A 15073-nucleotide genomic window follows, 5' to 3' on the forward strand; every position below is an offset into this window, starting at 1 on the left:
GCTGGCGCCGGAACAAAAAAGGGCGGGCCTTGCGGGCCCGCCCTTTGATTTGGTGCTCCGGCAGTCTTACTCGCGATTGCCGAGCAGCTGCAGCAGGAACATGAACATGTTGATGAAGTCCAGGTACAGGTTCAGCGCGCCCATGATGGCGGCTTTGCCCAGCCACTCCTGATCGCCCGCATGGGCCATCTGGATGTAGGTGGTCTTGATCTTCTGCGTGTCATAGGCGGTGAGGCCCGCAAAGATCAGAACGCCCAGGATCGACACGGCGAACATGATGGCCGGCGATTGCAGGAACAGGTTGATGACCATTGCCACGATCAGGCCGATCACACCCATCATCAGGAACGTGCCCATACCGGACAGGTCCTTCTTGGTGACGTAACCATACAGCGACAGACCGGCAAAGGCGATCGAGGTCACAAGAAAGACCTGGGCGATCGAAATGCCAGTGAAGGCCACGAAGATCCAGCTGAGCGACAGGCCCATCACCGCCGCGAAGGCGTAGAAGAACAGTTGAGCGCCAGCTGCGCTGAGGCGGTTGATGGCCGCGCCGAAGGCAAACACCATGATCAGCGGAGCGAACATGACGATCCAGCCCAGAATGTTCGGGCTGAGGGTCACCGGATCGCGGAATACTGACAACAGCTGCGGGCTGGTGCCGACGGCCCATGCAACCGCAAAGGTGATCAGCATGCCCACGGACATCGTGCCGTAGACCTTGTTCATGTGGGCGCGCAGGCCCTCGTCAATCTCGGCAGCGCGCGCGCCAGTCGCCGTCCGGATCGTATCGAATTGTGCCATAGAGGTCTCCCTTGAATTCAGCTTTCAGCCCCCGGTTGCGGGGCGATTTCCCTGCAAATATCGGAGAGTGTAGCGCATGTTTCAAGGGTTTTGGGGCCAAAACTCAGCAATATGGTCAACAATTTCAGCGCCGCTTTGGAAGGTGGCGCTGAAATCCGTTGCAGGCCGTGCATTCAGGGCCGCTTGCGCCAGGTTTCGGGCGCGTCCCAGAACGGGCGGGATGCTTCTGTCAGGGCCTCTGATCGGGTGATCCCGATGTCTTGCAGGGCGCGGTCATCCAGCCGGGCCAGCTCCCGCCGTTGATGAGCGGCCGCAAGCATGCGCTGAAGCCAATTGCCCGTTTTGATCGATGCCGAGGCACAGGGTCGGTGTGCAGCGATTTGGGTCATGACTTGTGTCCTTTCATCGGTCTGTGATGTAAATCTGTTTTCTTATCAGCTTCCTTGAACTATATGGCGGGTTGTGGCATATTTTAAAAATGAATGTTTTTGAATTAATCCATAAGGATTGTTGATGATGCGGAACCTAGACATCACCACCCTGCGCTCATTCGTGGCGGTCGCGGACCACGGGGGCGTGACGCGCGCCGCCGGTTTCCTGCATCTGACACAGTCGGCTGTGTCCATGCAGCTGAAGCGTCTGGAAGAGCTGTTGGGCCTGGAATTGCTGGACCGGTCTGGGCGGACCATCGCGTTGACGGCCTCTGGCGAACAGCTGTTGGCTTATGCCCGGCGAATGGTGGCGTTGAATGACGAGGTCATCTCGAAACTGACCGATCAGGCCTTTGAAGGCGAGGTGGTGCTCGGGGTGCCGCACGATATCGTCTACCCGGCTATTCCACGGGTTCTGCAGCGGTTCAATGCCGACTTCCCGCGCGTGCGGGTGCAGTTGGTTTCATCCTATTCAATCCAGTTGAAAGAGATGTTTCGGCGTGGCGAATGCGACGTGATCCTGACGACTGAGGCTGCGAATTCGGATGGCGGTGAAACCATTGCAGAGCTGCCCCTGCGCTGGATCGGCGCGTCAGGAGGCTCGGCTTGGCGGCGCCGGCCGCTTCCTTTGGCTCTGGGTCGGCGCTGCCTTTTCCGGCCTCAGGTCATTGCCGCCTTGGATGCAGCAGGCATTCCATGGGAGCTGTCGGTCGAAACCGAGAACGACCGCACGATCGAGGCAACCGTCAGCGCGGACCTCGCCGTCCACGCCATGCTTGAGGGGACCGAGGCGGCACATCTGGAGAAGATCGATTCAGGTGGGGTTCTGCCCGAATTGCCGGCGCATATGATCAACCTTTACGGAGGCGATCAGGGGCGCGGCGAAGTGGTTGAGGCCCTCGCCGCGCTGGTGCGGCAGAACTTCCACATGCTTGGCGGAACACCGCTGCGCGCCGTGGTGGGCTGATCCGGTCAGATCGTGATGACGACTTTCCCGGTCGACTTTCGTTCCTTGAGCAGAGCCATGCCCTGCGCCACTTCGGACAACGGCAGGGTATGGCTGATATGGGGCCGGATGCGTCCCTCGGCATGCCAGGCGAAGAGGGTCTCAAAGCTGGTGCGAACGACCTCGGGCCGGAACCTCAGATAGCCACCGATGTAGAACCCGATCACGGTCAGGTTCTTCACCAGCAAGTGATTGGCCGGTATCTGCGGGACTTCGCCGCCGGCAAAACCTATCGGCAGCAGGCGGCCTTCGGGATTGGTCGCCCGGAAGGCAGCCTTGAATACATCGCCACCGATGGCGTCATAGACAACGTCTGCGCCGCCCAATGCCAGCACGCGCTCGCGCAGATCTTCGTCCGCGTCGATCAGGTGATCGGCCCCGGCCGCGCGGGCGACCGCCAGTTTATCGGCGCCCCGGGCCTGTGCGATCACCGTCGCGCCCATAAGCTTGCCAATCTCGACCGCCGTCAGCCCGACCCCGCCAGCGGCACCGGTCACCAAGAGGGTCTCGCCCGGCTGCAGTCGCGCCCGATGGCCCAGCGCCATATGGCTGGTGCCGTAGGCGATCTGGATGGCTGCCGCGTCTTCAAAGCTGCACGACTGGGGGATGAGCACGGCGCGGTCGGCGTCAAAAACACCGTATTGCGCCAATCCACCCTGGCCTGAGTATACCGCGACCCGGTCCCCGGGCTTCAGATGGCTGACCCCTGCGCCGATCGCGTCTACGACCCCCGCAACCTCAAGCCCCAATGTGAAAGGGGCCGCTGGCGTATCCTGGTACGTGCCCTTCTGCATCAGAAGATCGGCAAAGTTCAGCCCGCAGGCGCGAATGGCCACGCGGATCTGGCCTTCGGCGGGCGAGGGCACGGGTATCTCGCGCAATTTGGCCTGCTCTCCGGCAGACTGGATCTGGTAGGCCAGCATCTCAAATCTCCATGTTGGTGCCATTGATCGGGGCCGCCCCTGACTTGTCAATCATTCCGGAAGGGAATGGCCGGGGCGTCTTTGTCGCACTGGCCAAATCGTGCACAACCGTAAACCTTCCTTCAGGTGCGCAGATTCAACCATCTTGAAAATTTTCCAAAAAGCGGCAATATTGCTTGTCAGTGCTGTTTCGGGGGGCACGTTCCGTATTAGAGAGTTCTTTACAAGCGTCTCGCTAGTGTGCGGTCATGGTTCAGTTAGCGTTTTCCCGGGCGGTTGTGTGTAACAGAGGAGAATACCAATGACCCATCACGTCGATGTCCATGTGGGCAAGCGCGTACGGCATCGCCGCTGGTTGATTGGCATGACGCAGCAGCAGCTGGCACAGCAGGTCGGTATCAAGTTCCAGCAGATCCAGAAATACGAAACCGGGGCCAACCGCATCAGCGCATCACGCCTGTGGGACATTGCCGAAGCTCTGGACGTTCCGGTCAGCTTTTTCTTTGAAGGTCTGGAGGACGCCCAGAAGGAAGACTCGGGCAAAAAGTCGGTCCCTGCTGATCTGATGGGCGACAAGGAAGCGTTGGATCTGGTTCGGTCTTACTACGCGATCCCGGAAAACCAGCGCCGGCGCCTGTTTGAGCTTGCGCGAGTTCTCAGCGACGTGGCCTGAGACCGGGACTTGACTTCGCACAGGGCTGAGCGCACCAGTGGCGCATGACCAAAGCCTCTGCAAGTGATCTTGAAGTTGCCGAGAAAATGGCCGACGCGGCGCGTGCGGCCATTTTGCCTTACTTTCGCCAGTCGAATCTTGAAACCTCAAACAAGCTGCAAGGCGGGTATGACCCGGTGACCGTGGCCGATCGCGCAGCCGAGCAGGCCATGCGATCCGTTCTGGCCGAGCTGCGCCCCGACGACGGCATTTTGGGTGAGGAGTACGGTGCGGTCGAAGGCAAATCGGGGCGAACCTGGGTGTTGGACCCGATCGACGGCACCCGCGGTTTCGTCAGCGGCACACCGACATGGGGCGTTTTGATCGCGCTTGGCGACGATAGCGGGCCGATTATGGGGGTGATTGACCAACCCTATATCGGCGAACGGTTTGTGGGTCATGCAGACGGTGCGTTCATGACCGGTCCTCTGGGCAGAACCAGCTTGTCGACCCGTCGGACGGATGCCCTGCGGGACGCGATCCTGTTCACGACATTCCCCGAAGTTGGGACGATCGCTGAAGGCGACGCTTTTCGCGCCGTGGCCGGACAGGTGCAACTGACGCGCTACGGCATGGACTGCTACGCATACGCGCTGCTGGCGGCCGGGCAGGTCGACCTGGTGATCGAGGCTGGACTGAACGCGTATGACATTCAGGCCCCGATCGCGGTGATCAAGGCGGCCGGTGGCGTCGTGACCGACTGGCAGGGCGGGCCTGCCCATCAGGGGGGGCGGGCACTGGCGGCTGCGAACCCTGAAATCCACGCCGCGGCCCTCGAGATTCTGCGCGACTTCTGACGACGGTTGCCGCTGCGGTCGCGATTGATTAGGGTCGTCGCGCCGGTTCTTGCGCCCGTTTTCCACCGGCACACGCATTTCTGGCATGAGGCGGGCAGATGCAGGAGTGCGAGATGCCCGAAATCCTTCTTAGAAACGCCGATGCGATCCTGACCATGGACGACAACCGGCAAGAATTGGCCGGTGCCGATTTGCTGATCCGTGACGGGCAGATTGCCCGCATCGGCCAAGGTTTGACGACCGACGGAGAGGTGCATGACCTTGGCGGCTGTGTGGTGACGCCGGGATTGGTCAATACCCACCACCATCTCTACCAGACACTGACCCGAGCTGTTCCCGCGGGCCAGGATGCGCTGCTGTTCGGCTGGCTGCAGACGCTCTATCCGATCTGGGCGCGGTTCGGTCCCGACGAGATGTTCACTTCGGCTCAGATCGGCCTGGCTGAGTTGGCCTTGTCGGGCTGCACGCTCAGTGCTGACCATCTGTACCTGTACCCGAATGGGTCACGCTTGGATGACACGATCGCGGCTGCTGCGGAGGTGGGGCTGCGGTTCCATCCGACCCGCGGCGCGATGAGCATCGGCGAAAGCGACGGCGGTCTGCCGCCCGATACGTTGGTCGAGGCCGAGGCCGACGTCCTGAATGACATGATCCGTGTGGTCGATGCGTTCCATGACCCGTCCGAGGGCTCAATGTGCAGAGTCGGACTTGCACCCTGTTCGCCCTTCTCGGTCAGTCGGGATCTGATGCGCGACGCCGCACGGCTGGCGCGGGACAAGGGGGTCATGCTGCACACCCATCTGGCGGAAAACGACGAGGATATCCTGTATTCAGAATCCCAGTTCGGCTGTCGACCCGGCCAGTATGCCGAGGAACTTGGCTGGACCGGCCCCGATGTCTGGCACGCCCATTGCGTGAAGCTGGACGGGGCAGAGATCGACCTGTTCTCTCGGTCACGCACCGGGGTGGCGCACTGTCCCTGTTCGAATTGCCGTCTGGGCTCGGGGATCTCGCCGGTGCGCGCGATGCGTGACAACGGTGTCAGGGTTGGCTTGGGCGTTGACGGTTCCGCAAGCAACGACAGCGGCAACCTGATGGCCGAGGCGCGGCAGGCGATGCTTCTGCAACGTGTGGCGAACGGTGCCGATGCCATGTCGGCGCGCGAGGCTCTGGAAATCGCGACGCGGGGTGGGGCGGACGTGCTGAACCGGCCGGACTGCGGCCGCCTGATGCCGGGTAAACGTGCCGATATCGCTGTTTGGGACACAAGGGGTGTGGAATGCGCGGGCAGTTGGGACCCGGCCGCCCTGCTGCTGGCAGGTCCGGTGCACGTCAAACACCTGTTTGTCGAGGGTCGACAGGTCGTTCGGGACGGCAACATTGCCACATTCGACCTGCCGCGCGCGATCGAACGGCAGAACAGGTTGGCCCTAGCATTGCAGGGCTGATCTGCCTTCAGGTCGAAACGCGCCGTCCGCCGATCCACACATCGGCGATGGCGCGGTCATCTCCCATCATGATTGTCGGGAACACCGCCTCCCAAAGGGACTCGGCATTGGCTTCTCGCTGGGCAATCGCGGGGGTCGAGGCGAGGTCGAGCACGATCAGGTCCGCCTCCATTTCGGGGGCGATATTGCCAATGCGGTCGTCCATCCGCAGCGACCGGGCCGATCCTGCGGTGCCCAGCCACAGCAGTTGCGCCGGGTGCAGCGGATGTCCGCGCAATTGGCCAATTTCATAGGCGGCCGCCATGGTCCGCAACATGGAAAAGCTGGACCCGCCGCCGGTGTCGGTTGCCAGGCCGATACGATGGCCATCCCGCATCAACCCGTGCATATCGAACAGACCCGAACCGATGAACGTGTTCGAGGTGGGGCAATGGATCAGCGACGCATCGACCTCACGCAGGCGGTCTCGCTCGCGCGGTTCCAGGTGGATCACGTGGCCATAGAGGCCATTCGCGCCGAGCAGTCCGAACTTTTCATAGGTGTCCAGGTAGTCACGCGCCTCGGGGAACAGCGACCGAACCCATTCGATTTCGTCCGTCTGCTCGCTGAGATGCGTCTGCATGAGGCAGTCCGGGTGTTCTGCCCACAGCGCGCCCATCGCCTCAAGTTGTTCGGGGGTCGAGGTCGGGGAAAACCGCGGCGTGATCGCATAGGAAATCCGGTCGACACCTTGCCATTTTTCGATCAGAGCCTTGGACTGGTCATAGGCTGTTTGGGCCGTGTCCCGAAGACCCTCGGGCGCGTTGCGGTCCATGCAGGTCTTGCCGGCCACGACACGCTGACCGCGCTGCTGGGCGGCCGTGAAAAAGGCATCGACGCTTTCAGGATGAATGGTGCAGAAACTGCACATGGTCGTGGTGCCGTGTGCGGCGGTCAGGTCAAGATACCGGTTCGAAATCTCGGCAGCGTAGTCTGCATCACCGAACTTCATCTCTTCGGGAAAAGTGTAGGTGTTCAGCCAATCAATCAGCCGTTTGCCCCAACTCGCGATCATCGCCGTCTGGGGGTAGTGGACATGGGGGTCGACAAAACCAGCCAGGATCAGGTTTTCGCCATGGTGATGAATGGCGGCCTCGGGGTGCGCGGTTTGCAGGTCAGCGGTACTTCCCAACTCCTGGATTTTCCCGCCCTCGATCAGAACGGCTTCGTGCAGCCGGACCGCCTGATCCGGTTGCGTTTCGAAGGGGGAGTGTTCGAAACTCAGTACGCGCCCTGTCAAAAGCGTCTTTTGCGCCATCCGCCGTGATCTCCGCCTTGGTGAGTCCGGCTTGCAGCATAGGGATGTGAAAGATGCGGGTAAATCGCACCATTGTCATTGTTTTCCGGTAGCTGCTTCTTCTATTTAGGGGCCAATTCCCAGAACAAGGGGCAGCGCATGACAACCGGCACCGAAGACAACAGAACCGACCCCTCCCGCGATGATGACGTCTATGCGCTGGACCGGCGAACGGTGGCCGCAATCCTTTACGCCGTGGATGTCGAGGATCGCGAGAAGCTGATCGAGCTGATGGAGCCGCTGCACGCGGCCGATATTGCCGACCTTCTGGAACAGATCAACCCCTACGACCGGGCGCGGCTGATCCGCCTGTATGACCGGGAATTCGACGGGGACATTCTGTCTGAACTGGACGAATCCGTCCGCGAAGAGGTCATTGGAGTTCTGCGGCCCGACGTTCTGGCCGAGGCCGTACGAGAGATGGAAAGCGACGATGTCGTGGACCTTCTGGAGGATCTGGAGGAGCCGCAGCAGGAAGCGGTGCTGGAGGCCCTTGAGGCCTCGGAACGGATCGCGGCCCTGCAGGCGCTGGCCTATCCCGAGAACTCGGCAGGCCGACTGATGCAGCGCGAAGTGGTCATGGCTCCCGATCATTGGACGGTGGGGCAGGCAATCGACTACATGCGCTCGCAGGACGATCTGCCCGAGCAGTTTTATCACGTTGTTCTGGTCGATCCGCGGCTGAAGCCGGTGGCGCAAGTCATGTTGGGCAAGTTGATGGCCGCGCGGCGCGATACCAAGTTGCAGGACATCGCCGAGGACGAGTTCCACATCATCCCGGTCGATCAGGATGAAGAAGACGTTGCCTATGCTTTCAACCAATACCACCTGATTTCCGCGCCGGTGGTGGACAGTGACAAACGGCTGGTCGGGGTCATCACGATTGACGACGCGATGGCCGTTCTGGATGAAGAAATCGAGGAAGACATGCTGCGACTGGCAGGTGTCAGTGATGACAGCTCGATTTCAGACAGTGTTGCAGCAACCAGTCGTCGTCGTTTGCCCTGGCTGACGGTCAACCTGTGTACCGCCATTTGTGCCTCGCTGGTGATTTCACAGTTCGAGGCGGCAATCGAGCAGATCGTGGCGCTGGCAATTCTGATGCCCATCGTTGCCTCGATGGGTGGCAACGCCGGAACACAGTCGCTGACCGTTGCCGTGCGGGCGTTGGCGACCCGCGACCTGACGGGCTCGAACGTGGCGCGAGTCATCCGCCGAGAATTGCTGGTGGGCATGTTGAATGGGCTGTGTTTCGCCATCGTTCTGGGGACGGTGGGGATGATGTGGTTTGAATCCCCGCTGCTGGGTGTCGTGATCGGTTCCGCCTTGGTCGTGAACATGATCATCGCCGGGTTCGCGGGTACGGTAGTACCGGTGGTGCTGGATCGCCTGGGTGTAGACCCGGCATTGGCCTCGGGAACCTTCGTTACGACGACGACGGATGTGATGGGGTTCTTCATCTTTCTAGGGCTTGCAAGCGTGGTGCTGCTGTGACCGATCTGACCGAAATCAAGGCCGCAGCGCGCAAGGCTGCCTTTGCCCGACGCAAAGCGGCCTTTGACGCGGGGCCGCCGGCCGCCGCGGGCCGCCTGTCCGAGGTGCTGGCCGGATTTCGTGGGGTTCCGCTGACTGGCTACATGCCGATCCGCACCGAAATCGACCCTCTGCCCGCGATGGCCGAGGCCGCAGCCTATGGTCCCGTGGGTGTTCCGGTCATCCAAGGCGCCGGACGGCCTCTGCGGTTTTCGCGCTGGACACCCGAAGGGCCGCTGAAAGATGGTCCATTTGGCGCCAAGGTGCCCGAGACGGACGACTATTTTGACCCTGAAATCCTGATCGTGCCCCTTGTGGCATTCGATCCGCAAGGCGGGCGATTGGGCTATGGGGGCGGGTTTTATGACCGCACGCTTGAAGGGCTGCGCGCCAAACGTCCCACATTGGCCATCGGTTTCGCCTTCGACGCGCAAGAGGCCGAAGCCTTGCCGCTGGAACCGACGGACCAGCCGCTGGACATGATCGTTACCGAGACCAGGGTCCTGACGTTTTAGGCGTCAGTTCTCAAAGTGGCTCCGCAGATAGTCCCAGGCATCAACCTCGGTTCCATCCTCAAGGATGCACACGCCGTATTCCGATCCATCGGTGTTTTTGCGGATCTGATATTCGCCGCCGTTTTCGATGCAGAAGGTCGCGGCCGGATTTGCCATTGTGGTCTTGGTCGTCGCGTGAGCAAAGCTGCCCGAAATAGCGAGAGAGACAGTTGCGGTCAGGACTATGCGTTTCATCGAAATCTCCGAGTGAAAAAACCGGTTGCGCCAGAATTGCAGGTTTCCACCGGAATTCAACCCGCATGCGGCCCGCGAATTGCATCGTTCCGCCTTGTTATTGCCGTTTGCAGGGCCTAGGACCGCGATATGAGAATCTTGTTCCTGGGTGACGTGATGGGGCGCGCGGGCCGCGCCGCCGTTCAACAGCATCTGCCCCGTCTGCGCGACGAGTGGCGGCTGGATTTCGTGGTGGTCAACGGCGAGAATGCCTCGAACGGCATGGGGTTGACCGGCGATCATGCCAAGCTGCTGCTGGAGTCGGGCGCAGATTGTCTGACGTTGGGCGACCACGCTTTCGACCAGAAAGACATGCTGCAATTCATCGAACGCGAACCCCGGATCGTGCGCCCTGTGAATTTCGCCAAGGGTGCTCCCGGTCGCGGACATCGACTGTTCACCGCGCCGGGCGGACGCAAGGTGTTGGTGGTTCAGGTGCTGGGACAGGTGTTCATGAAACGGCCGTTCGACGATCCGTTCTCGGCGGTGGAACCGATCCTGAAGTCCCACCCGCGGGGCGGTCAGGCGCAGGCCATCATCGTGGACATGCATTGCGAGGCGACTTCGGAGAAGATGGCCATGGGCCACTACTGCGACGGACGCGCCAGCCTTGTCGTGGGAACCCATACCCATGTTCCGACCGCCGATGCCCAGATCCTGCCCGGCGGCACCGCTTACCTGACCGATGCGGGCATGTGCGGCGACTATGACTCGGTGATCGGAATGGACAAGCAGGAGCCGATGCGCCGCTTCATCACGGGGATGCCCAAGGCACGGTTCACCCCGGCCAATGGCGAAGCGACGCTTAGCGGCGTTTTCGTGGAAACTGATGACCGTGACGGGCAAGCCAAGACGATCAGCATGGTACGGGTTGGCGGGCGCCTGCAGCAGGCAGCACCGTGAATGCACGTCAGGCTTGCTCTGCGGCCTGCAATACGTGAAACTGACTCTCAGGCGCTTGGGCCGGGACAGGTTTCGGACAGAACACCACGAATGCAACTCCTTCAATTGTCAGATATGGGCAGCGCGATACTTGCGCTGGCGGTTGTTGCGGGCATGTTCATCATGTTCATGCGCGAGGTCTATCCGACCGAGGTCGTTGCCATAGGCGGCGTTTCGGTGATGCTGGTCACCGGCGTGCTTCCCTACCAAAGCGCACTGGCGGTTCTGTCGAACCCGGCGCCCTGGACCATCGCGGCGATGTTCATCATCATGGGCGCTCTGGTCCGGACCGGTGCCCTGCACGCCTTTACAGCGACGGCGCAGAAACAGGCGCAGGTCAACCCGCGCATTGCCATCGGTCTGCTGATGGCATTTGTCGTCCTGGCCTCGGCGGTCGTGTCGAACACGCCCGTCGTCGTCGTGATGATCCCGGTGTTCATCCAGATTGCCCGCACGTTGAATATTTCGGCGTCCAAGCTGCTGATCCCGCTCAGCTATGCTGCTATTCTCGGCGGGACGCTGACCCTGATCGGAACCTCGACGAACCTGTTGGTCGATGGTGTGGCCCGGGCACAAGGCCTGCCGGCCTTCACGATTTTCGAGGTCACGCCTTTGGGCATCATTCTTGTCATCTACGGCATGATTTACCTGCGCTTCATCGCGCCGCGCCTTCTGCCCGAGCGTGACAGCATGGCAACCATGCTCAGCGATCGGTCGAAGATGAAATTCTTCACCGAGGCGGTCATTCCGCCCGACAGCAACCTGATCGGCCGTGAAGTGACCGGTGTGCAGCTGTTCAAACGTCCGGGTGTGCGGCTCATCGACGTGATCCGCGGCGACGAGTCGTTGCGGCGCAACCTGAAAGGGGTCGAACTGAAGGTCGGTGACCGCGTGGTGTTGCGCACGGAAATGACCGAGCTGCTGAGCCTGCAAAGCAACAAGGAACTCAAGCGCGTTGATCAGGTTTCGGCGGTCGAAACACGCACGGTTGAGGTTCTGATCACCCCCGGTTGTCGCATGGTCGGGCGCACATTGGGTGCGTTGCGGCTGCGTCGTCGCTACGGGGTTTATGTTTTGGCCGTGCACCGGCGCAATCAGAATATCGGGGGGCAACTTGACGATCTGGTCGTCCGGGTCGGTGATACGCTGCTGCTCGAAGGCTCGCCGGCCGATATCAGCAAACTGGCTGCCGACATGGACATGGTCGACGTCACCCAGCCATCGGCCCGCGCCTTCCGGCGCGGTCATGCACCGATCGCGATTGCTGCGCTGATTGGGATCGTGGTGTTGGCGGCGCTCGGCGTGGCTCCGATTTTCCTGCTGTCGATTCTAGCGGTTGCGGTTGTGCTGCTGACGCGATGCATCGACGCGGACGAAGCGTTTTCCTTTGTCGAGGGCCGTCTGCTGGCGCTGATCTTTGCCATGCTGGCTATTGGGGCTGCGCTGGACAGCTCGGGTGCGGTCACCCTGATCGCCAACGCGATTGCTCCGTCCTTTGCCAACCTGCCGCCGTTCCTCATCGTTTGGGCCATCTATCTGCTGACCTCCGTCCTGACGGAACTGGTCTCGAACAACGCCGTGGCGGTTGTCGTCACGCCGATCGCCATCGGTCTGGCGCAGGCTGTGGGGGTGGATCCGCGGCCGCTGGTGGTGGCGGTGATGGTCGCGGCTTCGGCCTCGTTCGCCACACCGATCGGATATCAGACCAACATGATGGTCTACGGCCCCGGCGGGTACCGGTTCACGGACTTCATGAAGGTCGGGATTCCGCTGAACCTGACGGTTGGATTGCTGGCTTCGCTGATCATCCCGTTCCTCTGGCCGCTTTGATCTCCGGCACGAATTTGCCGCTTGGAACTGAAAAACCTTGTAAAACGCGCTGATGTCCCGATCTTTTGTGCTGGAAACTGGTGACAAGGGGATCGGACAATGCAAACCGCAAAAAGCCTGCTGGCAGGAACCGCGTTGTGGGCAGCCGTGTGGGGCGCCGCCCAGGCGGGAACCGTTGAAGGCACAGCCACATATCGCGAACGGATCGCGGTTCCGCCCGGGGCAACCCTGTTCGTCGAACTGCAGGACGTTTCACTGGCTGACGCGCCAGCCGTCACGCTGGCTGCGCAGCGCTATGCTTTGACGGGCGTGCCTGCCCAGTTCGAGCTGACTTATGACGACGCGTTGGTTCAGGATCGGCACCGCTATGTGGTGCGAGCCTCGGTGCATCAGGACGGCAAGCTGCTGTTCACCACCGATACCGCTTACCCGGTTCTGACTAACGACGCCGGAAACTCGGTCGATCTGGTCATGGTCAAGGTGCAGGAACGGGGTGCGGCGATGCTTGAGAACACGCAATGGACCGCAACCGAGGTAAACGGCGTTGCGCTGGACACCGAGAAACGCCCGCAGATTACCTTTGCCGAGGGCGGAGCCTTTGGGGGAACAGGCGGTTGCAACCGGTTCAGCGGACAGGCCGAGATATCGGGCAAGTCGATTTCCTTCCCCGACAACATGGCCGCCACTCTGATGGCCTGCCCGCCGCCGCTGGACGAGGTTGAGCGGGAATTCCTTGCCGCTCTCCCAAAGGTCGCAAGCTTTGTTCAGCGCGGGGACACTCTGGTTCTTCTCGATGCGGCAGGTGAACCGGTTCTGCAGTTCCGCCGCGACCAATAATGCCCAAGGGCCGTCAGGCGACGGCCCTCGACCGCCCGGCATTGCGGCCCGAGAAGATGCATCCGCCCAGGAACGTGCCCTCGAGCGCGTTGTAGCCGTGATAGCCCCCGCCGCCGAACCCCGCGACTTCGCCGGCCGCGAACAGGCCGGGCACCACCTGGCCATCGGCGCCGATCATCTGACTGTCCAGATTGGTCTGCAAGCCGCCCAGCGTCTTGCGGGTCAGCACATGCAGCTTGACCGCGATCAGCGGGCCGTTTTTCGGATCGAGGAACTTGTGCGGTTTGGCGGTGCGGATCAGCTTGTCACCGCGATAGTTCCGCGCCGCCAGGATCGCCATCATCTGAGCATCTTTCGAGAACGGATTGTCCACCTGTGAATCGCGGGCTTCGATCTGGGCGCGCAGATGCGCCTCGTCGATCAAGCCGCCGCCCAGATGGTTCATCCCGTTCACCAGTTCGGTAAGCGTGTTGGCGACAACGAAATCCTCGCCCTTTTCCTTGAACGCTTCGACCGGCCCGGTGGCCTTCGACCCCGAAAGGACCCGCTGACGGATGACCTCCTTCCAACTGCCCGAGGTGAAATCGGGGTTCTGTTCAGACCCGGACAGGGCGAATTCCTTCTTGATGACCTTCTGGGTCAGAACGAACCAACTGTATTCATAGCCGGTTTTGAGGATCTCGCGCAGGGTGCCCAGCGTGTCGAACCCGGGCAGGCAGGGGGGCTGCAGCCGGTTGCCGCGCGCATCGAACCACATGGAGCTGGGGCCGGGCAGGATGCGGATACCATGCGCGGGCCAGATCGGGTCCCAGTTGCGCACGCCTTCGGTGTAGTGCCACATTCGGTCGCCGTTGATCACGTGGCCGCCGGCCTTTTCACTGATCGCGATCATCCGACCATCCACATGGAAGGGCACACCCGCCACCATGTCCTTGGGCGGTTCGCCCAGGCGGTCGCGGGGCCAACTCTGGCGCACCATCTCGAAATTGCCGCCGATCCCGCCCGAGGTGACGATGACCGATGGGGCGTAGACCTCGAACTCGCCCACTTCGTCGCGGTTGGTCTTGCCGCCGCGCTGGGCCGCGTCATCGGCCAGAACCTCGCCCGAGACGCCCTTGGCCTCGCCGTTCTGCATGATGATGTGACTGACCTGATGGCGGAACTTCAACTGGATCAGGCCGGCGCTGACATGCTCGCGGACCCGGCGGATGAAATGCTCCAGCACGCCCGGGCCGGTGCCCCAGGTGATATGGAACCGCGGGACCGAGTTGCCGTGACCGTCGGCATAGGACCCGCCGCGTTCCGCCCAGCCGACCACGGGAAACCAGCGCAGGCCCATCTGGTGCAGCCAGGGGCGCATCTCGCCGGCGGCGAATTCGACATAGGCCTCGGCCCATTTGCGGGGCCAGGCGTCCTCGTCCCGGTCGAACTGGGCGCTGCCCATCCAGTCGCGCAGGGCCAGGTCGCGGCTGTCGCGGATACCCATACGGCGCTGCTCGGGCGTGTCGACCATGAACAGGCCGCCAAGGCTCCAGAATGCCTGACCGCCCAGGAAATGCTCGGGTTCCTGGTCCAGCACGATCACCTTCTTGCCGCGGTCACCCAGTTCGGCTGCCGCGGCCAGCCCGGCCAGCCCGCCGCCCACGACGATCGCATCAGCAGTGTTTTCGGTCATGCTCTGTCCTT

15 protein-coding genes are annotated in these 15073 nt (G+C 61.8%); 9 read left to right on the forward strand and 6 right to left on the reverse strand.

Features of this window, described 5'->3' with window-relative positions; all coding sequences use genetic code 11:
• Positions 1-66: 66 nt before the first annotated feature.
• Both ACR3EK_RS03750 and ACR3EK_RS03755 read right to left on the reverse strand, forming a co-directional pair.
• The gene (locus ACR3EK_RS03750) at positions 67-804 is read right to left on the reverse strand and encodes a Bax inhibitor-1/YccA family protein (RefSeq protein ID WP_170340154.1); all 738 of its coding nucleotides are present in this window, start codon (positions 802-804) and stop codon (positions 67-69) included.
• Positions 805-977: 173 nt separating this feature from the next.
• Complete coding sequence (locus ACR3EK_RS03755) at positions 978-1193, reverse strand: DUF1127 domain-containing protein (protein WP_093964754.1); 216 nt, start codon at positions 1191-1193, stop codon at positions 978-980.
• Positions 1194-1320: 127 nt separating this feature from the next.
• On the opposite strand from ACR3EK_RS03755, the gene ACR3EK_RS03760 reads away from it, so the two are divergent.
• A complete protein-coding gene (locus ACR3EK_RS03760) occupies positions 1321-2202 on the forward strand; it encodes a LysR family transcriptional regulator (protein WP_093965049.1) in 882 nt (293 codons plus the stop codon).
• Between the two features lie 5 nt (positions 2203-2207).
• Here ACR3EK_RS03760 and ACR3EK_RS03765 read toward each other — a convergent pair whose 3' ends face one another.
• Complete coding sequence (locus ACR3EK_RS03765) at positions 2208-3164, reverse strand: NADPH:quinone oxidoreductase family protein (protein ID WP_480632716.1); 957 nt, start codon at positions 3162-3164, stop codon at positions 2208-2210.
• 301 nt (positions 3165-3465) lie between these two features.
• Between ACR3EK_RS03765 and ACR3EK_RS03770 the strand changes: the two genes are divergently transcribed.
• From ACR3EK_RS03770 to ACR3EK_RS03780, 3 genes are all read left to right on the forward strand, one after another.
• Positions 3466-3837 (forward strand): helix-turn-helix domain-containing protein, encoded by a 372-nt coding sequence (locus ACR3EK_RS03770; RefSeq protein WP_093964756.1) that lies wholly within the window; start codon positions 3466-3468, stop codon positions 3835-3837.
• A 44-nt stretch (positions 3838-3881) separates the two neighbouring features.
• A complete protein-coding gene (hisN, locus tag ACR3EK_RS03775; RefSeq protein WP_480632717.1) occupies positions 3882-4673 on the forward strand; it encodes a histidinol-phosphatase in 792 nt (263 codons plus the stop codon).
• Positions 4674-4786: 113 nt separating this feature from the next.
• A complete protein-coding gene (locus ACR3EK_RS03780; RefSeq protein WP_480632718.1) occupies positions 4787-6121 on the forward strand; it encodes an 8-oxoguanine deaminase in 1335 nt (444 codons plus the stop codon).
• 7 nt (positions 6122-6128) lie between these two features.
• Here ACR3EK_RS03780 and guaD read toward each other — a convergent pair whose 3' ends face one another.
• Positions 6129-7418 carry a guanine deaminase gene (guaD, locus tag ACR3EK_RS03785; RefSeq protein ID WP_480632719.1) on the reverse strand — a complete coding sequence of 430 codons (1290 nt, stop codon included), beginning with the start codon at positions 7416-7418 and terminating at the stop codon, positions 6129-6131.
• 138 nt (positions 7419-7556) lie between these two features.
• Between guaD and mgtE the strand changes: the two genes are divergently transcribed.
• Together mgtE and ACR3EK_RS03795 are read left to right on the forward strand one after the other, a co-directional pair.
• Positions 7557-8951, forward strand: coding sequence for a magnesium transporter (gene mgtE / locus ACR3EK_RS03790; protein WP_170357218.1), 1395 nt, complete (start codon positions 7557-7559; stop codon positions 8949-8951).
• Entirely contained in the window at positions 8948-9505 is a 558-nt protein-coding gene (locus tag ACR3EK_RS03795; RefSeq protein ID WP_170340768.1) for a 5-formyltetrahydrofolate cyclo-ligase, read from the forward strand. The genes mgtE and ACR3EK_RS03795 overlap by 4 nt, the downstream gene beginning before the upstream one ends.
• Before the next feature lie 3 nt (positions 9506-9508).
• Here the strand turns inward: ACR3EK_RS03795 and ACR3EK_RS03800 are convergent, their stop codons facing one another.
• Positions 9509-9739 carry a putative hemolysin gene (locus ACR3EK_RS03800; protein ID WP_170357220.1) on the reverse strand — a complete coding sequence of 77 codons (231 nt, stop codon included), beginning with the start codon at positions 9737-9739 and terminating at the stop codon, positions 9509-9511.
• A 129-nt stretch (positions 9740-9868) separates the two neighbouring features.
• On the opposite strand from ACR3EK_RS03800, the gene ACR3EK_RS03805 reads away from it, so the two are divergent.
• The 3 genes from ACR3EK_RS03805 (at position 9869) to ACR3EK_RS03815 (ending at position 13387) form a co-directional block, all read left to right on the forward strand.
• Positions 9869-10681, forward strand: a complete 813-nt coding sequence (locus tag ACR3EK_RS03805; protein ID WP_170357221.1) for a TIGR00282 family metallophosphoesterase — start codon at positions 9869-9871, stop codon at positions 10679-10681.
• Between the two features lie 90 nt (positions 10682-10771).
• The gene (locus ACR3EK_RS03810; RefSeq protein ID WP_170365626.1) at positions 10772-12550 is read left to right on the forward strand and encodes an SLC13 family permease; all 1779 of its coding nucleotides are present in this window, start codon (positions 10772-10774) and stop codon (positions 12548-12550) included.
• A gap of 99 nt (positions 12551-12649) precedes the next feature.
• A complete protein-coding gene (locus tag ACR3EK_RS03815) occupies positions 12650-13387 on the forward strand; it encodes a YbaY family lipoprotein (RefSeq protein ID WP_480632720.1) in 738 nt (245 codons plus the stop codon).
• Between the two features lie 13 nt (positions 13388-13400).
• On the opposite strand, the gene ACR3EK_RS03820 is transcribed toward ACR3EK_RS03815, so the two are convergent.
• Positions 13401-15062 carry an FAD-binding dehydrogenase gene (locus tag ACR3EK_RS03820; protein WP_170434568.1) on the reverse strand — a complete coding sequence of 554 codons (1662 nt, stop codon included), beginning with the start codon at positions 15060-15062 and terminating at the stop codon, positions 13401-13403.
• Positions 15063-15073 lie beyond the last annotated feature (11 nt).

The organism is Ruegeria sp. BC8 (assembly GCF_056535705.1).